Origin of the sequence: uncultured Exiguobacterium sp., assembly GCF_964277885.1 — a bacterium.
GTDB lineage: Bacteria > Bacillota > Bacilli > Exiguobacteriales > Exiguobacteriaceae > Exiguobacterium_A.
Genome location: NZ_CAXYJR010000005.1, coordinates 1154915 through 1171702, shown reverse-complemented (window position 1 = coordinate 1171702; position 16788 = coordinate 1154915). Strand labels below are relative to the sequence as shown.

Annotated in this window: 23 protein-coding genes; 10 read left to right on the top strand and 13 right to left on the bottom strand. The window is 47.3% G+C overall.

Features of this window, described 5'->3' with window-relative positions:
• Nucleotides 1–17 precede the first annotated feature (17 nt).
• Nucleotides 18–1004 carry a phosphotransferase gene (locus ACHWTJ_RS07625; protein ID WP_394679361.1) on the bottom strand — a complete coding sequence of 329 codons (987 nt, stop codon included), beginning with the start codon at nt 1002–1004 and terminating at the stop codon, nt 18–20.
• Nucleotides 1005–1093: 89 nt separating this feature from the next.
• Between ACHWTJ_RS07625 and ACHWTJ_RS07620 the strand changes: the two genes are divergently transcribed.
• Complete coding sequence (locus tag ACHWTJ_RS07620) at nt 1094–1495, top strand: VOC family protein (protein WP_035397115.1); 402 nt, start codon at nt 1094–1096, stop codon at nt 1493–1495.
• Between the two features lie 6 nt (nt 1496–1501).
• A complete protein-coding gene (locus ACHWTJ_RS07615) occupies nt 1502–1825 on the top strand; it encodes a YnfA family protein (protein ID WP_081637374.1) in 324 nt (107 codons plus the stop codon).
• A gap of 79 nt (nt 1826–1904) precedes the next feature.
• On the opposite strand, the gene ACHWTJ_RS07610 is transcribed toward ACHWTJ_RS07615, so the two are convergent.
• Genes ACHWTJ_RS07610 through ACHWTJ_RS07590 form a run of 5 tightly spaced genes read right to left on the bottom strand, consistent with a single transcriptional unit; the run spans nt 1905 to nt 3728 of the window.
• A complete protein-coding gene (locus tag ACHWTJ_RS07610) occupies nt 1905–2258 on the bottom strand; it encodes a hypothetical protein (RefSeq protein WP_058264928.1) in 354 nt (117 codons plus the stop codon).
• Nucleotides 2255–2470 (bottom strand): helix-turn-helix transcriptional regulator, encoded by a 216-nt coding sequence (locus tag ACHWTJ_RS07605; protein ID WP_023468465.1) that lies wholly within the window; start codon nt 2468–2470, stop codon nt 2255–2257. Before ACHWTJ_RS07605 ends, ACHWTJ_RS07610 begins: the two co-directional genes overlap by 4 nt.
• Nucleotides 2471–2526: 56 nt before the next feature.
• Complete coding sequence (locus tag ACHWTJ_RS07600; protein ID WP_394679360.1) at nt 2527–2982, bottom strand: GNAT family N-acetyltransferase; 456 nt, start codon at nt 2980–2982, stop codon at nt 2527–2529.
• Between the two features lie 16 nt (nt 2983–2998).
• Nucleotides 2999–3343, bottom strand: a complete 345-nt coding sequence (locus tag ACHWTJ_RS07595) for a DUF3147 family protein (protein WP_058264927.1) — start codon at nt 3341–3343, stop codon at nt 2999–3001.
• Entirely contained in the window at nt 3324–3728 is a 405-nt protein-coding gene (locus tag ACHWTJ_RS07590) for a MarR family winged helix-turn-helix transcriptional regulator (protein ID WP_394679359.1), read from the bottom strand. The genes ACHWTJ_RS07595 and ACHWTJ_RS07590 overlap by 20 nt, the downstream gene beginning before the upstream one ends.
• A gap of 75 nt (nt 3729–3803) precedes the next feature.
• On the opposite strand from ACHWTJ_RS07590, the gene ACHWTJ_RS07585 reads away from it, so the two are divergent.
• Nucleotides 3804–4160 (top strand): hypothetical protein, encoded by a 357-nt coding sequence (locus tag ACHWTJ_RS07585; protein WP_294741249.1) that lies wholly within the window; start codon nt 3804–3806, stop codon nt 4158–4160.
• A gap of 12 nt (nt 4161–4172) precedes the next feature.
• Nucleotides 4173–4940, top strand: a complete 768-nt coding sequence (locus tag ACHWTJ_RS07580) for a nucleotidyltransferase domain-containing protein (protein WP_294741247.1) — start codon at nt 4173–4175, stop codon at nt 4938–4940.
• Here ACHWTJ_RS07580 and ACHWTJ_RS07575 read toward each other — a convergent pair.
• On the bottom strand, nt 4929–5639 hold the full coding sequence (locus ACHWTJ_RS07575; RefSeq protein ID WP_394679358.1) for a class I SAM-dependent methyltransferase: 711 nt from the start codon (nt 5637–5639) through the stop codon (nt 4929–4931). The two genes, ACHWTJ_RS07580 and ACHWTJ_RS07575, sit on opposite strands and share 12 nt — an antisense overlap.
• A 183-nt stretch (nt 5640–5822) precedes the next feature.
• Here ACHWTJ_RS07575 and ACHWTJ_RS07570 point away from each other — a divergent pair, with 183 nt between their 5' ends.
• A complete protein-coding gene (locus ACHWTJ_RS07570; RefSeq protein ID WP_394679357.1) occupies nt 5823–6458 on the top strand; it encodes a homing endonuclease associated repeat-containing protein in 636 nt (211 codons plus the stop codon).
• 49 nt (nt 6459–6507) lie between these two features.
• Here the strand turns inward: ACHWTJ_RS07570 and ACHWTJ_RS07565 are convergent, their stop codons facing one another.
• Genes ACHWTJ_RS07565 through ACHWTJ_RS07555 form a run of 3 tightly spaced genes read right to left on the bottom strand, consistent with a single transcriptional unit; the run spans nt 6508 to nt 7780 of the window.
• Nucleotides 6508–6918 (bottom strand): DUF4362 domain-containing protein, encoded by a 411-nt coding sequence (locus ACHWTJ_RS07565; RefSeq protein WP_394679356.1) that lies wholly within the window; start codon nt 6916–6918, stop codon nt 6508–6510.
• An 18-nt stretch (nt 6919–6936) separates the two neighbouring features.
• A complete protein-coding gene (locus ACHWTJ_RS07560) occupies nt 6937–7443 on the bottom strand; it encodes an SRPBCC domain-containing protein (RefSeq protein WP_394679355.1) in 507 nt (168 codons plus the stop codon).
• Entirely contained in the window at nt 7415–7780 is a 366-nt protein-coding gene (locus ACHWTJ_RS07555) for a metalloregulator ArsR/SmtB family transcription factor (RefSeq protein ID WP_051656275.1), read from the bottom strand. The genes ACHWTJ_RS07560 and ACHWTJ_RS07555 overlap by 29 nt, the downstream gene beginning before the upstream one ends.
• Before the next feature lie 136 nt (nt 7781–7916).
• Here ACHWTJ_RS07555 and ACHWTJ_RS07550 point away from each other — a divergent pair, with 136 nt between their 5' ends.
• Complete coding sequence (locus ACHWTJ_RS07550) at nt 7917–8771, top strand: LysR family transcriptional regulator (RefSeq protein ID WP_394679354.1); 855 nt, start codon at nt 7917–7919, stop codon at nt 8769–8771.
• Here the strand turns inward: ACHWTJ_RS07550 and ACHWTJ_RS07545 are convergent.
• Nucleotides 8759–9388, bottom strand: coding sequence for a hypothetical protein (locus ACHWTJ_RS07545; RefSeq protein WP_394679353.1), 630 nt, complete (start codon nt 9386–9388; stop codon nt 8759–8761). The genes ACHWTJ_RS07550 and ACHWTJ_RS07545 overlap by 13 nt on opposite strands.
• A 118-nt stretch (nt 9389–9506) precedes the next feature.
• Here ACHWTJ_RS07545 and ACHWTJ_RS07540 point away from each other — a divergent pair, with 118 nt between their 5' ends.
• Together ACHWTJ_RS07540 and ACHWTJ_RS07535 are read left to right on the top strand one after the other, a co-directional pair.
• Nucleotides 9507–10274, top strand: a complete 768-nt coding sequence (locus ACHWTJ_RS07540) for an SDR family NAD(P)-dependent oxidoreductase (protein ID WP_394679352.1) — start codon at nt 9507–9509, stop codon at nt 10272–10274.
• A 62-nt stretch (nt 10275–10336) separates the two neighbouring features.
• Nucleotides 10337–11152 (top strand): SDR family NAD(P)-dependent oxidoreductase, encoded by an 816-nt coding sequence (locus tag ACHWTJ_RS07535; RefSeq protein WP_394679351.1) that lies wholly within the window; start codon nt 10337–10339, stop codon nt 11150–11152.
• A 37-nt stretch (nt 11153–11189) separates the two neighbouring features.
• On the opposite strand, the gene ACHWTJ_RS07530 is transcribed toward ACHWTJ_RS07535, so the two are convergent.
• A complete protein-coding gene (locus ACHWTJ_RS07530; protein ID WP_394679350.1) occupies nt 11190–12437 on the bottom strand; it encodes a polysaccharide deacetylase family protein in 1248 nt (415 codons plus the stop codon).
• 193 nt (nt 12438–12630) lie between these two features.
• Here ACHWTJ_RS07530 and ACHWTJ_RS07525 point away from each other — a divergent pair, with 193 nt between their 5' ends.
• Together ACHWTJ_RS07525 and ACHWTJ_RS07520 are read left to right on the top strand one after the other, a co-directional pair.
• On the top strand, nt 12631–14046 hold the full coding sequence (locus ACHWTJ_RS07525; protein WP_294741228.1) for an NAD-dependent succinate-semialdehyde dehydrogenase: 1416 nt from the start codon (nt 12631–12633) through the stop codon (nt 14044–14046).
• Between the two features lie 157 nt (nt 14047–14203).
• The gene (locus ACHWTJ_RS07520; protein WP_394679349.1) at nt 14204–14647 is read left to right on the top strand and encodes an NUDIX hydrolase; all 444 of its coding nucleotides are present in this window, start codon (nt 14204–14206) and stop codon (nt 14645–14647) included.
• A gap of 90 nt (nt 14648–14737) precedes the next feature.
• Here the strand turns inward: ACHWTJ_RS07520 and ACHWTJ_RS07515 are convergent, their stop codons facing one another.
• Nucleotides 14738–16753, bottom strand: coding sequence for a Na+/H+ antiporter (locus ACHWTJ_RS07515; protein WP_294745941.1), 2016 nt, complete (start codon nt 16751–16753; stop codon nt 14738–14740).
• Nucleotides 16754–16788 lie beyond the last annotated feature (35 nt).

Genomic DNA, 16788 nt, shown 5'->3' with positions numbered 1-16788 from the left:
GGTGCCTCTTTTTATGCTTATCTTACCGACATCCACTTGATCCAGAGATTCCGGTCGTGCGCTCGTAATTCTTTTATTGTTAAAACGACTTGTTCTGTTCCAAGTACTCGTTCCGCCTCAGGGATTCCACTTTTCCCAAGTGAGCGATTGAGATTAAAATTCAGCCAGTCGAGCTTTCCTTGAACACTGCTATCGATGACGTGCGTCCAGTCGACATCAGGCAAACTTTGGTTTGTCGCGTAACCATCAAGAAATGCGTTAAATCGAACGCGGTCAAACGTATCGTTTTCCTGCTTCGACCAATAACAGGCTGTCTCGAACACGTCGACCGCTCGATGAATCAGACCCGCAGACTCCCAATCAATCAAGACTGGACCCGTTGGTGTCCAGAGGACGTTCTTTGGATCGAGATCTCGATGACTGACGATCCAGTCTACTGGCAGTTGTTTCTGTGCTTCCTGTGCTAGTCTTTCTATTCGTTGCAGCTGTTCCTGCTCTTCCATGAATAGTTGCAGCCACTTTGCTTGCTGCCGTTTTCCTTCTTCTACATGACCGTTCCAATTGATTGAAGTAGTAGAGGTATCCGGCTTTGAAAAGCCAGTTGTCACTATCGTAAGTCCATGCAACCGTCCTAATTGAACTCCGATTTGTCGTGCATGTGCCGATCGAAGCTGGTCGGCTGATAGCGTCTTGCCATCAATCCAATCAAACAAAAGGTAATCCGAGCCGTCAATCGTCTGTACCGCTTGGACTTTGATGCGACGTGCTGGTAATGCTGCTAAGTGAAATGATGCTTGCACGGCGACATCTTCTGACATCTTAAAATAATTTCGTGCTTCAGGGCGTCGCATGATGTCCGGATTCAATCGTTTTAAGACGTAAGATCCAGTCGTCGTCTGTAATCGCCATGTCTCATGCATGAGTCCGCCAGTCAATCGTACAGGTTCGCTAATCATTTGCCCTATTGTAAAACGTTCACAAATCAAATTCATCGTTTGTTGCATCATATTCTCCATTTCGTTCGTTCCAACCGATCCATGAAATGCTACACTAGTTTTGCATGATTTCATTGAACACGAAGGAAGGTTTTAGTATGAAACAAATTCATCACATCTGCATTCAGACGACGGACTATGCTGCGTCTAAACATTTTTATGAACAACTTGGATTCTCACTCGTTCAAGAGTCACCTGGTTTTCACGACCGCGCCTTTAACAGCTGGTTACGTCTCGGTGACTTCTATATCGAATTGCAAACACCCAAATCGGGTCAGCCGTTCACTGATTATACGAAACAAGCAGCGGGTCCCGTCCATTTCGCACTTTACGTTGACGACTTGCAAGAAGAAGTAGCACGCTTGGAACGACTCGGGATGCCTTTCCTACCGAAACACGGCGGAAACATCTACTTCGTCGTCGATGGTCATCTCAGCAAATTAAAAGCACCAGAAGGAACAATCATCGAATTACGGGATACGTTTGCGATCGAGGGCTGAACCGTGATGATGTCCGCTTTAATATTTATTGCAGCCGGTATAAGTGAGATAGGTGGAGGTTATTTGATTTGGCTGTGGCTAAGAGAGGGACGCCCATCGTACTTTGGTCTGATTGGTGGATTAACTCTCGTTTTGTACGGTATCATCGCAACATTTCAGCAGTTTCCGACATTCGGTCGTGTCTATGCAGCGTATGGTGGTGTATTCATCGTCATGTCCGTATTTTGGGGTTGGATCGTAGATCGTAAGTCACCAGATTCGTATGACATGATTGGTGCTTTGATCTGTTTAATCGGTGTCAGTGTCATGCTGTTTGCTCCGCGGCACTAATTTTTAAGGACCAAGAGAGGAATGTAGCTTTTTCCTCTCTTTGTTTTATCCAATCATCGAGGAATCTTTAGCCCCTAATTCACATCTTTCGATTCACATACAGCAACGTAATCGGGAAGAGTAAGATTTGTCCTCCTAATGCCAGCAACAGAGCAAATTGAATGTCTTTTATGATCGACAGATTGACGAGAATCAAGATCAAGAAAAGATATCCGATACTTACGAGATAAGCGATATGTCCACTACGGATTTTAATCTCTCCTTGGCGCTCATCATACGGTTCCGTTGGCGAGAACACCGTTCCTGTGATACGTGACGTGACGCCAGCTAAAACGAGAATGATTCCGAGTGTTTTAGCCGCCGGATCTGTCATCGTTAAGTACAGACCTACTCCAATTAAAATGATATCTAACAACACATTAACTCGCTTCATTCTATTCCCTCCTCGTTCGTTCGATTCGGTGTAAAGATGTCTTCGATTCGCCGTTCAAACAGATCAGCTAGTGAAAACGCGAGGTCGAGTGACGGATTATACCGCTCTTTTTCGATGGAAATGACCGTCTGACGCGACACGTTCAATCGTTTTGCCAGTTCGCCTTGCGACCAACCTCGTTCTTCGCGCATCTCCTTGACCTTATTTTTCATGATTTCACCTCGTAGTCCCACTATATGTAAATAACACACTACCTGTCAAGTTTCCTTTACACCTTCTTCATACGCTCCCACATGATATACCGATCGTCTCTCCCGACCTGAATCAATTCTGCTTTTTCGAGTACTCGGATTGATGCTTGATTTGTCGACTCCGTCTTCGCAAGTACCCCTGTCACTTCCGTTTGTTCAAACGCCCATTCAATCAATGCTTGAACTGCTTCCGTCGCAAACCCTTGATTGAGATACGCTGGTAACAGACCATAACCGATTTCGACCGCTTGTCGTATGTCCGGCTTCCCCTTGAATCCGATATCCCCGATTACTTGACCATCCTTTGTCATGACGAGCCAGCTGCCCCAGTATAGTAGCGAGGGATCTGACGCTATTGACATCAAATGATGCTGAACTTCCGGTCCGTTATCGTAGTGCTGTTGTTGTAAACGTTTCACGTCATTCGCTGTACATGGATGAATCGTCAATCGCTTTGTTTGAAGGGTTATCATTACTTTGTCTCCTTTTTTAGGTTTGCCACCACTGTTGTAGGTAACGTTGGATATACCAACAAACGATAAAAAGACTTGTTGCACCGAGTACACTGTAAAAAATAGGAATACCTAAGCGGATCAATCCATATAAGACGACAAGCAATAAGAACGTCGCTGGTAATCCGAGTAACACACTCTTTAAGAATGTACTCAGTTCTGCCCGTTCACTTCCCTGTTTAACGAGCCAGGCAAAGCTAATCAGACTGACGACGGGCAACGCGGACAACACACCACCCAGTGACGGTGAACGCCGGGCGACTTCCGTGACAAGACCGATGACCAGTGCGCTCGAAAGCACCTTAACGAGAAAAGCAGTCATCTGCCGCCTCCCGCAACAATCGAAACGCCTGTTCAATCGCCTGTTGATCTGTTTTTGACATTGTAGCTAAGACTTGATTCAACCGTTCAGGATCGAGTTCCGTATGACGACGAACGATTGTATCTCCCAAGTCTGTCAAACCAATCGTCACTTGGCGTTGGTCTTCTGGATTTCGTTTTTTTTCGATATAGCCTAATCTCTCCAACTTTTTGACGTGCTCGGACGTCGTATTATGTGAGAGGCGAAATGCCTCGGCAATCTGCTTGATCGTCGGATTCGTCGCAAATTGAATGTGTTGCAAAATGCGCACACTTTGGTGAGACAGGTTTTCCTCGAACCGAGGATGTAGTTGATAATAAATTTTTGCAAAATCAGCTAAAATCATATTACTCCTCCTTATATCGTATAATCCGAATATATCGTAAAACACGATATATTAATAGAGAAAGAGGTGTGTTTCATGAAAAAAACGGTAGCTTCTATCGTAATGGTCATTCTTTGTCTCAGTGGATGTCAGACCGAGACGACGATGACAACGACGGACCTCATCGCGGCGGAAGCCGTCGAACAAGATCAAGACGGCATCCGCTTGAACGATCGCGTGTATCGACTAGATCAGGTCGTAACCGTCTCGATTCTCTCTTTGACTCCTGGACCACGTATCCAAAAAATAGCATCCGAAAAGACGCTCGAGGACGGCATGGCAACTCATCTTAAGAGCGGTACGGTCATCTATCAAGAAAAAGATGATACGATGTTTATATATGTGCAGCGAAACAAGAAGTGGTATCGCTATCAATCCATTCCTGAAGGATGAGGAGGAAGACAGATGCAGTATCCAACGACATTGGGCACGAAAAATGGCTACATCCATAATCCAACTTCTGCTGAAGCGATTCCTGTCCGTTATCGTGCCGTGATTCAGGACGTCGTCGCCTATGTACAAACCTTATCCGCGTTTCATGGCGTGTACTTGTATGGCAGCGTCGCCAAAGGAACGGCGCGTCCCTTTGAATCCGATCTCGATTTTACACTGATTTTGACAGAACCGTTGACGGAAAAAGAACACATGCAGTTAGATGAACGGACGGAACACTGGTTGAAGGACTATCCATTCGTCACCAAAATCGATTATGACATCGGTCTGCTTGGCGACGTCGTACGGGATGACGAAGCACTTCGTTGGGGCGTCTGGTTGAAATCCGTCAACTTGTTTTTGGCAGGCGAAAATCTCCAAAGTCGATTTCCATCCCTTCGCCCGACACGCGCTCTTGGCTTCGCGTTAAACAATGGAGTATGTGAGCAGTTGAAAACTGATTTATTTCTCCTAGAAACCGGTCAGGTCGCTTTGCTTTATTCCGATTCGATCGTGAAACGAATTATTCGGAGTGCCTATCACCTCATCTTAGAGGAAGATCAAAGCTTCATGCATGACCTAGAGACACTCCGCCCGATCTTGCTTCATTATTTTCCTGACGAACCGCGCTTTTTGTCACTGTTCGCCGCTTACGATACACACCAAATCGTTTCGCTAGAGGATGTCCACTACTTTGTAGACTGGTTCGCGTCTCGAATGCCGGACGAATCAATCCTTTAATCGAAACAGACCGGTCCACAGTCCAGCATGACCAAATAATGCCTCCGGATTGTCAACGGGTTTCATTTCCGTTAGTTCGATGACGTCGAATGCATCGAATATGGAGAGTAATCGCTCTTTCGTGTATCCGAGTCCACCTTGGAGACTATTTTCTTGATAGACCTCCCAGTCCGTCAACGTCGCCCCGCCAAGCGGACCGCCCGCAACAAAACACGTCAATCCGAAATATCCTCCTGGGCGCAACATCTCCTTCAGTCGCGTCACATAAGTCACACGTCGATGTGGCGCCATATGATGAAAACAGCCGGAATCGTAAATGAAATCATATGTATTCTGTTCGGTCGTCTCTAGAAAATCTTGCTTTCGAAACGCAACATGTGCCCCAGTCTGTTGCGCTTGTTCCGTTTCCCAGTCTAACGCGGTTGCTGAAAGATCCAGTCCCGTCACCGAGAAACCGTGTGTTGCGAGATAAATCGCATTTCGACCCGGTCCTGTTCCGAGATCTAATGCGTCACCAGGCGAGAGCCAGCCCTCTTCGACGTAGCGAACTAAGTTCTCGTCCGGAATGTTCTTAAAAAACGGGACCGGTTTCGTCCGATCTTCATAGAACTTGTCCCAAAACGGTTCTGGTTCACGTAATCGTGCGTCGAGCATCTTTAAAATATCCTCCATCGTATCAATCGTCTGTGTTTCTGTCATTGATCAGTTCCCCCTCTTTTCCTCTATAGTATTGTATTCGTGTTTCAGCTCTGATTTTCCTGTATTTCTTGGATAAAAATGCGCTATTTTTCTTACCTTACGATATTGTTAGTATGTTCTCGCAATCCCTCATGCTACACTAGCCTGTAATTGAAACAACCATTCAAAAGGGAGATATCTTGCATGCGTCAACATCCGACTTCCACTTCCACCTTAGCAACGGATGAGAAGATCATCCGCTTGATTCAAGGTCTTCATCAAATGCACCATTCACCTATGAAAGCTACCCATTTTCAAAAGTTAGCAGCTCAACTTCCTTACCCTTCGCTTGAAGAGATCAACGCCCGATTCGGTTCGTGGGCACACCTGTTAGAACGAGCTGGAATCGTCAATGCTTCCCATTTATCGACGAAAGAACGCATGACGCTGAACCGTCCCGCTGCGGTCAAGCGAACGAAGCGGTGGTCGATCGAAGAGAGCGTCGCCTTTTATGTCGCACAAAAAGGAACGAACATGACGATTCGCTCCTACACGGAATTGCGGGATCTACACCCCGAGATGCTGAGTGCGAATACGATCATTCGTCGGTTCGGCACCTGGAAAAATGCCTTGGCACACTTCGACCTCACCTCGAACGGCTTCTTCACCGATCAAGACTGCTTAGACGCTCTTCAACAAGCTGCTGCCACACATGGACCGCTTCTGACGAGTCAACAATATGCCAAGTGGGCGCGTGCGCACCAAGCACCCTCACTGACGTTGTTGATTGAACGCTTCTCCAGTTGGCGCGAAGCCTTGCGTCGTCTCGACATCGAATAAAAAAGGATCGTGCCCGCTGATTAATTCGACGGGACACGATCCTTTTTGATTATTGTTTTGGCAATCGTAAGAGCTCATGATCCGCGCCTTCAGCGCATTGGCGTAACGAATAGACCGACTGTTCCTTCTCGCTTGTCTTGACGAGTCTTTTACAGACTTCGTTTTTACGATCATCGTTAGTCGTGCCGAACTGATCACGCGATGAATCGGACGTGTATTGATACGACTTACCATCATATTTGACGTCATACAACACCGGATCACCTTCAGTCGTAAATGCCGTGATGCGAATCTGATCCGATTGCCCTTTCGTTGATTTCTTCAAAAAGGACTCGAATCGGCCGCTGTTCGTAACATCCTTCTGGACGATGATGTCACCGTTATTCTTCGCCTCTTCCATCGTATACTTTCCGCAACCAGCTAAACAAAGCAGACATACTACAAGACAGAGCTTTCGCATCCCTTTACCGACTCCTTCTCACTGTTTTGCTAATAGACGATCGAGGCGATACAGTTGCGATGTAAAGCCTTCCTTCATCCCCATACCAAGTACTTCTTGCACGGCTGCTTCTGTCTCATAGGTCGACTCAAAGACAATCAACGTCGTCTTCCCGTGGTCGAGAAATGTCGTGACATTCTCGCTTCCTGGTAAATGTTCAGAGATTGCCCCTGACGCATCCGAGAAATAATCGGCATGACTATACATGTTTGGAGCATCGATGTTTCTAAAAATCGCTTTTCCCCACGACTCCATGCCGTAAAAGTCACCTTGCGCCGGGTCAACACAGCGCATGCAATAATGCCATACACCACCCGGTTGAAATTCGAAAGTCTTGATCGTTGTCTCCCAGCCTTCCGGTCCCCACCACGCTTCAAGCTGTTCTTTTTCCGTAAATGCGGCAAAGACGCTATCTCGCGGCGCCTCGCACGTCCATTCCATTCGTAGCGTCTTCCCATCAATCGAAGTCTTCAATTCCTTTTTCATTCGTCCCATCTCCCTTCACGTTCGACTGAATCTGCTTCAAATGTGCGTCTAGACGATGCATGCGGGCTTCCATTTGTGCAAGCGAGTTGCTCCATATGACGAGTTCTCGAAACGCTTCTGGACGAAGACTGTACAAGCGACGATTCGCCTGCCGTTCGACAGTGATCAGTTCCGCGTCAAGCAACAGCTTCAAATGCTTTGAGGTTTGCGGTTGGCGTAACTGTAGTTGTTCAGCTAACTCATTGACGGAGCGAGGACCGTTTCGTAACGCTTCGATCAGTTGGAGCCGTGTCGCGTCTCCGAGTGCTGAGAATCGTATTGGTATCCGATCGTTCATATCCGTTCACCTCTTTACTTTATATATTCCCAATTTAGAATATTCCAAACTAAGAATATAAAAAATGCAAAATGATTGTCAGATGCGTTCAAATGGCGTACGTTCTAAACAACCTGTATGAAAAGAGCGTGAACCAATGAAGACCGAATGGATGGAAGCATTCCTCGTCACCGCGGAGACCGGCAGCCTGACGAAAGCAAGCGAAGTATTGCATATGACGCAACCGGCGTTAAGTAAACAAATCAAAAGTCTTGAGAGTGCACTCGAAGTCTCCTTGTTACACCGCTCGGCACATGGTGTCACGTTGACGCCTGCTGGCGAAATCGTCTTTGAAGAGAGTCGTGAACTGCTTGATCGGATTGATCAGATGAAACGACGGATTGGTACAATCGACGAACGGACGACCTTGACGCTCGGATCATGGCCAAGCGTCGCGATGACGTATCTCCCCCGTCACGTCTCACGTCAAGCGACAGCTCCGGATCTCAAATTAAAGACGGCCCATACGACGATCGATTTGATGCAAGGTCTTGAAGAACGGCGATACGATGCCGTCTTACTCGACGATCGACATCATGTTCATCCGTATCATACGACACATTTGTATACGGAGATTTTTTTACTTTACGTGCATCAAGACGATGAACGATTCACGAACTGTACGTCTGTAGCGTTTGATCAAATTCGTAACTCCTCTTTCTTATCGCTTCCGATTGATTGCGATTCGACAAACATCCTAAAAGACGCGTTCATCGAGCGAGGTGCTGTCTATCAATCAGAAAACGAGATGGAATTCGGATCAAGCGTCCTCGGTTTCATCCGTGCAGGACTTGGTATCGCTCTATTGCCAGAGATTTTCCAAGACGGACTATCCCCTGAAATCAAGACGTTACCGGTCGACGGGTTTGATGTCGTCCGCGAATTGTCACTCGTCTCACGAGATGCCTCCCATCATGCGATCCTGCTTGATTTACTTGGTCAGTCGCGCTGAAGGTGCACTTGTAGTTCATGTCTCAGATGTTCGACCTGATCTTGTGAAATTGCTGAGTCCGGTGTCTCACCGTACCGGACGAGATGATAGATCGATGGATCGAGCGTGACATCAATCCGTTGTAACCATTCGCCGACCGTCTCTTCGGAGCGGCGGCGTTTTTGTCGTGTCAGTTGTCGATCGAACGTTTGCAACAGGCGGCGAATCTCTGACTCTGATTCTTCACCGATGAGCGTTTGTCTTATTGAATGATTCGGTGTAAACAGCGGCGGCGGATCCATTAAATCGTCGTCTGCCTTCTCTCGTTTGCGTCGTTTTCGCAAACGCTTCAAGAAGTAACGTACACTGAAAAGGACGATCAGTAGTATGACAAGACTGATGACGCCGTAAAAGGTAGCAACACCTAATGCATCCTTATCTGCAAATCCTCCGCTTCGCATCTCGATCTTTTGTTTAGTCGGTTTTCCTTTCTCTTCTCCTTCTCCATCAGTTATAAATCGTGCTTGATAGGTTGCCGGTTCGTAAAAGAAATAACGGTAAACTTCCGTACCGACCAATTGAATAGCAGCAAGACTCACAAGCGCTATACATAACGTTATAACTAAACCACGCTTCATCCCATCCCTCCTTTTCAATATTTTACCATCTAAACTGTACCACGAAATGATTTTTCTTTCTTTTCAGTCAATTTTTCATTAGAGTAAGTGGTGACTCTTATTTAAAGGACGTGACATCATGTATCTTCCAAGTTTTTCGTTAACTGATCAGACGTTTCTCATCACAGGAGCTGGGCGAGGCATTGGACGCGCGCTCGCCATCGGGATGGCAGAAGCCGGTGCGAACATCATTCTCGTCGCCCGGACGGAACGAGATTTGAAGGAGACGGCACAAGAAATCGAACGACTCGGTCGAACGGCTTACATCTTCCCGTGCGACATCACTGATCGGAAACAAGTCGTCGAGACGGTAGCTCGTGCCTACGAACAAGTACCGCAGATTGATGGGCTCGTCAACAACGCTGGAATGAACATTCGCTCGAAGGCACTCAATGTAACAGAAGACGAGTGGGAAACGATCCAACAGACTAATCTGAAATCCGCCTTCTTTTTCGCTCAAGAAATTGGGAAACGAATGCAGGAAACAGGTGGAAGCATTCTGAACATCGCCTCGGTTGCTGGTCACGTCGCCTTACGGACCGGCGTCGTGTATGCGACGACGAAAGCGGCAATGATTCAGATGACAAAAGTACTGGCGCTTGAATGGGGACCACGCAACATTCGTGTCAATGCGATCGGACCGTGGTATTTTAAGACGCCGTTAACGGAACCATTGCTGAAAGATCCTACATATCTGCAAGAGATCGTTGACGTGACACCGCTCGGTCGGGTCGGTGAATTAGAAGAACTGGTTGGACCAGCTGTCTTCTTATCGTCTGCTGCTGCCCGTTACGTGACTGGGCAAACGCTTTACGTCGATGGTGGGATGACGATTAAAGGATTTTAAGACAGAAGAAAACGGATGCGCATCTGCCCATCCGTTTTCTCGTATCTGAAAGGAGTTTCATCATGCCTACTACATTAACACGTATCTCACTCGTCGCTGGTGCCTCGCGTGGCGCCGGACGTGGCATCGCTTATGCCTTAGGTGACGCTGGAACGATCGTCTACGTCACAGGACGGAGTACGAATGAACAGACAACGGACAACCGTAGCGAGACGATCGAAGAGACAGCTGCTGGTGTCACAGCACGCGGCGGACTTGGTATCCCGATCGTTTGTGACCATACGAATCAAATGGACATCGATCGTCTGATTCAGCAGATTCAGCAGATTCAGCACCAACATGGTCGAATCGATCTCCTCGTCAACTGCGTGTTCGGTGGTTCAGAAAGCCACTTGCCGTCTGGAACCGGACGACGGTTTTGGGAGCGACCACCGGAACATTGGGACGCGATGATGTCTGCCGGACCAAAAGCGTACTTATGGACGATTCGGGCTGCGATGCCATTGCTACAACAAAGTCCAGCTGCGCTCGTCATCAATTTGACATCATTCGCTCCAGATCAGGTGGCCGGAAACCTCTATTATGATTTGGCGATGCAAACGATTAATCGGATGACACACGTCATGGCGCAAGAGCTGACTCAAACGAATATCTCTGTCATCGCGCTCTGCCCCGGTTTCATGCGAACGGAACGAGTCGTTGATGCCGGTTTCGCGAGTGCTGCGACTGAATCGACAAACTATATCGGACGAGCTGTCGCAGCATTGATGGCAGATGACGACGTTAGCCATTATTCCGGACAAGCCGTCTTCGTCGCTGATCTTGCGAAGACGTATCACTTTACGGATCAGGACGGAACGCAGCCACTGCCGTTTTAATTGCTTTACTCGATAGATTAAACTAGTTTTCAATCACTCACTTCCGTTTAGGTCGTGATGAATCAAAGACCTCTTTCGCATCAAAAAATGGATCGAGGACGCTCGTCTGTCCAGCAACGGCTTGACGTAAACGAATCCCATCAACGTTGATTCGAGCTTGGCGGAAGTAGTCGGGTCCAACTTGTTTCCACGCATGTTGACTCGCATCGACATTGAAGAAATAACGGAAACCGCTATCGATGAGCAAACGATATTTCTCACCCGAATACTCATGCCAATCCCCGACATCACTGCCGTATGGATAAATCAATTGTGGCGTTTTTCCGATCAGCGGGGCAACATCCTGTTTGTAGCGTTTAAGATCCGCGCGGATCGTCGCGACTGATTCTTTCCCGACCCAAATATGTCCATACGTATGACTCGCGAACTGCCAGCCGTCCTCTTTTAATGCGACGGCGGTCTGTTTCGCTTGTTTTCGAGCCGTTTCAACCTGTTTATTATGTCCGTATTGGTTGTAGGAGGAACGATACCCGAGCACCCCGTTGTATCCTGTGATACCAAGCAACCCTTTTGCTCCTTTATAGGAAAAGTCAGGATGCGACTGGACGAACGCATCGACGATTGGTACGAGATCATAGGCACCATCCGGTTTTCCGATCATCGTGTTGACGATTTTACCATCCTTGACTTTTAAATTCTTCGCAAATCCATCGCCTTTCATGTATTCGTAATAATTGACGTCATCTTGCGAGAGCACGAGCGGGTGTTTTCCTTTTGGTAAACGGACGGTTGTCTCGACGATCTTTCCGTTCACCTCTTTTGCTAGGTCTGTTGGTCGGACGAGTACGTAATCGTTTTTATACAACGCATCTAACATCCGTTCGAATTCCTGTTGCGTCACCATGTAATCATCGTACCCTGCTTCCTTCCGGTCGCCATCAAATGCTTGTTTTGGATCAGCAATCAATGAATGGAAAAAGAGATGCGGTACAGGTTTTTCCACAGGCAGCAGTTCCTGCTTTTTCTGTTCGTATTCTTCTGTTTTCAGATTTGTCTCTTGTGTGCGCACGGGTTTTAACACTTTGATCGCTCGGTCATAATTATACTGGGCAGCGTAACGATCAGCACGCTGCAGCGTCTTTTCTATGTAAGCTTGTTGTGAAGCTTGTCTTTTTTGCTGTGTCTCGCGTGGTTTATCCGGCTTTTTCTCGACGACTTCGCTTTCTCCACATCCACTTAGTAATAGACTCAACGCCACACTGCTAATGATCCAGTTTCGTTTCATGACTGTCGACCCCTTCATCAATTTTGATATTTTCATTCTCCATTATTTTAACTATTCCCGATTGTTCAGTCGATTAACTATTTTTTTAAGTCATTCCGTTTCGTTATGACGGTCCATCCAAAGCGGAACTTCCGCTCTTTCGTCTTAAGGTGTTTAATGGAGGACGTAATGAAATTCACGGAGGTGCAACAAGATGATTGAAAAGAACTTAATTAATGGTGAATGGTACGACACAACAGAAACGATCCCGGTCTACGACCCTGCAACGAAAACGTTGCTCGGACATGTTCCGGCAAGTTCAGCGGAAGACGCACAACGTTCCGTTGATGCAGCGAGCGAAGCATTCGTGAAGTGGTCAAACGAAACTGCAGACACACGCGCGAATTTAGTCGATGCCTGGTATCGCTTGATTAACGAACACCGCGAGGAACTTGCTCGGATCATGACGACAGAGCAAGGGAAACCATACGTCGAAGCGCTTGGCGAAGTCGATTACGGCAATCAATATGTCCGTTGGTACGCTGAAGAAGCACGCCGGATTTACGGTGAAACGATTCCGGCTTCTGTTCCAGGAAAACGACTCTTCGTCGAAAAAGAACCAGTCGGTGTCGTCGCAGCGATCACTCCATGGAACTTCCCGGCAGCGATGATCACACGCAAACTTGCTCCTGCTCTTGCAGCGGGTTGTACGATTGTCCTTAAACCATCGGAAGAAACACCGTTTACGGCACTTCGCCTCGTTGAATTAGCAGAAGAAGCTGGTATCCCTAAAGGAGTCATCAACGTCCTAACAGGTGATGCAGCAACAATCAGTGGCGTCTGGCAAGCCGATTCCCGTGTCCGGAAGATCACGTTCACAGGTTCAACAGCCGTCGGGAAACTGATCATGCGTCAAGCAGCCGATACGATGAAAAAATTGTCACTTGAACTCGGTGGTCACGCACCCTTCATCGTCACGGAAAATGCGGATCTCGATAAAGCCGTTGAAGGCGCGATGCGCTCGAAATTCCGAAACGGTGGACAAGCGTGTGTTGCAACGAACCGCTTCTATGTGCAAGCATCTGTCCTTGATGCATTTACGGAAAAATTCACAGCAGCCGTCAAACAATTACAAGTCGGAAACGGGATGGACGCTAACTCGACAGTTGGTCCATTAATCAATGCGAAAGCCGTCGCAAAAGTCAAAGCACACATCGATGACGCTGTCGCAAAAGGAGCAACGATTCTAACGGGTGGTACGATTGACGAATCTGTCGGCTACTTCGTCACTCCAACCGTGCTTGCGAATGTCACTGAAGATATGCTCTGCATGCAGGAAGAGACGTTTGGTCCGCTCGCACCGATCTCTGTCTTTGAGACGCTTGATGAAGTCATTGAACGGGCGAACAATACACCTTACGGACTGGCAGCTTACGCGTTCTCTGAACGCATCGATGAAGCATTGATGCTCGGGAAACGACTCGAATACGGGATTGTCGGTCTGAACGATGGCGCACCATCTGCTGCACAAGCTCCATTTGGTGGCTATAAAGAGAGTGGTCTTGGCCGTGAAGGTGGCGTCTACGGCATCGAAGATTATCTCGAAGTCAAATACTTGTCGCTCGGTTAATCGATTAAACATTTCGTTTGGAACAAACGATCTTTCCTCATAGGTCACCCCTCATTTCTTGAGTGAAATGAGGGGTTTTTGTATGACGCATGCTTACATACCATTTTGTAAGGTATGATTAAATTCAAATGATTATACGAAAAGGAGTGTTTAAAGAATGGATGTCATCACCTTCGGGCAGAGACAACAGAACCAACACTACATAACAAGACCTGCTGTTTATGCGGTCATGCGTAACTCTCAAACAGGTAAAATCGCCGTCATTCAAAAAAGGGACGGTAAGTTGTTTCTTCCAGGTGGCGGTATCGAGACCTATGAGACGCATGAAGACTGTCTTAAAAGAGAGGTACTAGAAGAAACGGGGATGGACATCGAAATCGGTGATTTCATCGGACGAGCCAATCAACATTTCTATTCACAAAATGAAACGGCATATTATTTGAACGAAGGGCAGTTCTATCGTTGCGATGCTAAGCAGAAAGTACAAGATCCGATTGAGGATGATCATGCCTTACGATGGATCGACCCGATTGAAGCAATCGAACATCTATTTCACTCACATCAACGCTGGGCAGTCCAAAAGGTGCTACAGTTGATTTAATTCGAGACAAACATAAGGTGCACGATTCTCCTCAGAGAAAACGTGCACCTTTTAAATACTATCTGTTGTGACAAACGAACAGTCTCGTCGTTATTCAACGTATTCGTAGAGAACGACACTCTCGATGTAGTGAATGAAGCGACGTAATTCCTTCTCCTCTTCGTTCGAGAGATCGCCTTCTTTTGACATATTGGCGATTTCAAGACGTTGAACTTCGATGGCTTTCAGACAGAGTTCTTCCTTCTGCTGATCGACGTCCTTCCCGCCAATCGGTGACGACCAGCGCGTATGCTTGAAGCGGAGTCGCTTATAGAACTCTAATACGCTTTGAACGACGTCTGGCGGATACGATGTACGGCAATTCTCGAGACGTTCGATGACCGTCCCCATCACTTTTTCATATAGTTCATGCTCGACTTGGGTCATTTGAATCAACGCATCAGACGACATGTTTGATCGTTTCCGTTTCCACCAGAGTTTACGAATCGGTTGGACGATCTGGAAGCGCGAATCCTTGCCGATGGCCTTACGACGATTTTCAATCGAGCGGAAGACATCCTTCTTCAGCAGATCCGGTACCTTATGTTCAGCGACGAAGCGTTTTGATTCTTCTTTCTCCCACTGAACGGCTTCAAGACGAAGGGCTTTTAATTGATCATTGAACTGGTTTAGTTCTTCCTGACTCTTCTCCTGTGCCCGCAGTAACCGAAGCATGACATGATATTCATTAAGGAGATCAAACGCAACGACTGCATTGTCTTCGTCCGTCACTTGTTTAATCTCTGAGATCGCCCGGCGAATCATTCGTTGTTTTTGACCATTCAAGTCGAGTGCGATCGGTGTTGACGCTTCGCCCCGGTTCAAGACCGGTAAGAGAATCGTCGCAAGAACGAGCGTATAGATGATGACACCCGCTGCTAGGAAGATAATCAACGAACGTTCCGGGAAGGCTTCCCCGGACTCCGTCAGGAATGGTAATGATAACACCCCGACCATCGTGATCGTTCCGCGAACTCCGACCAGTGTCGTAATCAAATCTTGCTTGAATGATGGTCGCCGATGGTCCCGGTCCTCTTTTTTGAAGAACCGATGATCGAACCAGTTGAAGAACATCGTCCAGACGAGACGGATCGCGAGAATGAATGAACCGATCTCGATGACATATAACATGAGACGCCAGTTGTTGATCGCGTCATCTGCGAAAATCTCACGAGTCGCTTCTGGCAACGTCAAACCAAGCAATAAGAAAATGATCCCGTTTAGCGTATACGCAATCATCGTCCAGATGTTATCCGTCAACGTCTGCTCTTGCGCAAAGAACGTTTCTGTTCGTTCTTTGATCAAGGCATGCAAGATACCACCTGTGACGACGGCGATGACGCCTGACGCGTGAAACCCTTCTTCGGCGATGAAGAAGATGATGAACGGTGTTAAAATTTGCAGCAAGGCATAAAAGACGACGTCTTCTATACCGGCGCGACGCAAACGAACCTTGAGAAAGTTCATGGCCAGTGAAATCGTCAATCCGATCAATGCTCCAACGATGAACATGTAAAAGAATTCTGTCGTTGCACTTTGAAGCGAGAAATACCCTGTGACGACAGCAGCGACCGCATAACTAAACGCAACGAGTCCCGATGCGTCATTGATCAACGATTCTCCGCGAACGAGCGTCAGAATCTGTTCTGGGATCTGGACACGTTTCGCGATCCCGTTGACGGCAATCGGATCCGTCGGCGATAAAATCGCAGCTAAAGCAAAGGCAGCAGCGACTGGAATGACTGGAATCAACCAGTTGATGAAGTATCCTCCGACGATCGTCGTCAACAAGACGAGGATGATTGCGTTCCCAAAGATTGCTGTCCGCATCCGCCATAAATCTTCTCGTGGGAAGTGGGAACTATCGTTATAAAGTAACGGTGCGATGAATAAGAGCAGGAACCACTCGGATTCGACCTCGATCGTCAAACCACTCATCAGGAGAGCGGCGACAGTTCCAGCAATGATTTGAATCAAAGCCGTTGGGATGAAACGGATGTAATGTCCGATGACTTGCGTCAATAAGATGAGCGCAAGCATTAATAAAATCAATGATAGTGTTTCCATGGAAGACCCCTTCCTCTATTGTTTCTTTCTACCTA

What these genes read in the sequence shown, in the direction of transcription:
- ACHWTJ_RS07625 (WP_394679361.1), bottom strand. Translation starts at nt 1,004, where the DNA reads ATGCAACAAACGATGAATTTGATTTGTGAACGTTTTACAATAGGGCAA.
- ACHWTJ_RS07620 (WP_035397115.1), top strand. Translation starts at nt 1,094, where the DNA reads ATGAAACAAATTCATCACATCTGCATTCAGACGACGGACTATGCTGCG.
- ACHWTJ_RS07615 (WP_081637374.1), top strand. Translation starts at nt 1,502, where the DNA reads ATGATGTCCGCTTTAATATTTATTGCAGCCGGTATAAGTGAGATAGGT.
- ACHWTJ_RS07610 (WP_058264928.1), bottom strand. Translation starts at nt 2,258, where the DNA reads ATGAAGCGAGTTAATGTGTTGTTAGATATCATTTTAATTGGAGTAGGT.
- ACHWTJ_RS07605 (WP_023468465.1), bottom strand. Translation starts at nt 2,470, where the DNA reads ATGAAAAATAAGGTCAAGGAGATGCGCGAAGAACGAGGTTGGTCGCAA.
- ACHWTJ_RS07600 (WP_394679360.1), bottom strand. Translation starts at nt 2,982, where the DNA reads ATGATAACCCTTCAAACAAAGCGATTGACGATTCATCCATGTACAGCG.
- ACHWTJ_RS07595 (WP_058264927.1), bottom strand. Translation starts at nt 3,343, where the DNA reads ATGACTGCTTTTCTCGTTAAGGTGCTTTCGAGCGCACTGGTCATCGGT.
- ACHWTJ_RS07590 (WP_394679359.1), bottom strand. Translation starts at nt 3,728, where the DNA reads ATGATTTTAGCTGATTTTGCAAAAATTTATTATCAACTACATCCTCGG.
- ACHWTJ_RS07585 (WP_294741249.1), top strand. Translation starts at nt 3,804, where the DNA reads ATGAAAAAAACGGTAGCTTCTATCGTAATGGTCATTCTTTGTCTCAGT.
- ACHWTJ_RS07580 (WP_294741247.1), top strand. Translation starts at nt 4,173, where the DNA reads ATGCAGTATCCAACGACATTGGGCACGAAAAATGGCTACATCCATAAT.
- ACHWTJ_RS07575 (WP_394679358.1), bottom strand. Translation starts at nt 5,639, where the DNA reads ATGACAGAAACACAGACGATTGATACGATGGAGGATATTTTAAAGATG.
- ACHWTJ_RS07570 (WP_394679357.1), top strand. Translation starts at nt 5,823, where the DNA reads ATGCGTCAACATCCGACTTCCACTTCCACCTTAGCAACGGATGAGAAG.
- ACHWTJ_RS07565 (WP_394679356.1), bottom strand. Translation starts at nt 6,918, where the DNA reads ATGCGAAAGCTCTGTCTTGTAGTATGTCTGCTTTGTTTAGCTGGTTGC.
- ACHWTJ_RS07560 (WP_394679355.1), bottom strand. Translation starts at nt 7,443, where the DNA reads ATGAAAAAGGAATTGAAGACTTCGATTGATGGGAAGACGCTACGAATG.
- ACHWTJ_RS07555 (WP_051656275.1), bottom strand. Translation starts at nt 7,780, where the DNA reads ATGAACGATCGGATACCAATACGATTCTCAGCACTCGGAGACGCGACA.
- ACHWTJ_RS07550 (WP_394679354.1), top strand. Translation starts at nt 7,917, where the DNA reads ATGAAGACCGAATGGATGGAAGCATTCCTCGTCACCGCGGAGACCGGC.
- ACHWTJ_RS07545 (WP_394679353.1), bottom strand. Translation starts at nt 9,388, where the DNA reads ATGAAGCGTGGTTTAGTTATAACGTTATGTATAGCGCTTGTGAGTCTT.
- ACHWTJ_RS07540 (WP_394679352.1), top strand. Translation starts at nt 9,507, where the DNA reads ATGTATCTTCCAAGTTTTTCGTTAACTGATCAGACGTTTCTCATCACA.
- ACHWTJ_RS07535 (WP_394679351.1), top strand. Translation starts at nt 10,337, where the DNA reads ATGCCTACTACATTAACACGTATCTCACTCGTCGCTGGTGCCTCGCGT.
- ACHWTJ_RS07530 (WP_394679350.1), bottom strand. Translation starts at nt 12,437, where the DNA reads ATGAAACGAAACTGGATCATTAGCAGTGTGGCGTTGAGTCTATTACTA.
- ACHWTJ_RS07525 (WP_294741228.1), top strand. Translation starts at nt 12,631, where the DNA reads ATGATTGAAAAGAACTTAATTAATGGTGAATGGTACGACACAACAGAA.
- ACHWTJ_RS07520 (WP_394679349.1), top strand. Translation starts at nt 14,204, where the DNA reads ATGGATGTCATCACCTTCGGGCAGAGACAACAGAACCAACACTACATA.
- ACHWTJ_RS07515 (WP_294745941.1), bottom strand. Translation starts at nt 16,753, where the DNA reads ATGGAAACACTATCATTGATTTTATTAATGCTTGCGCTCATCTTATTG.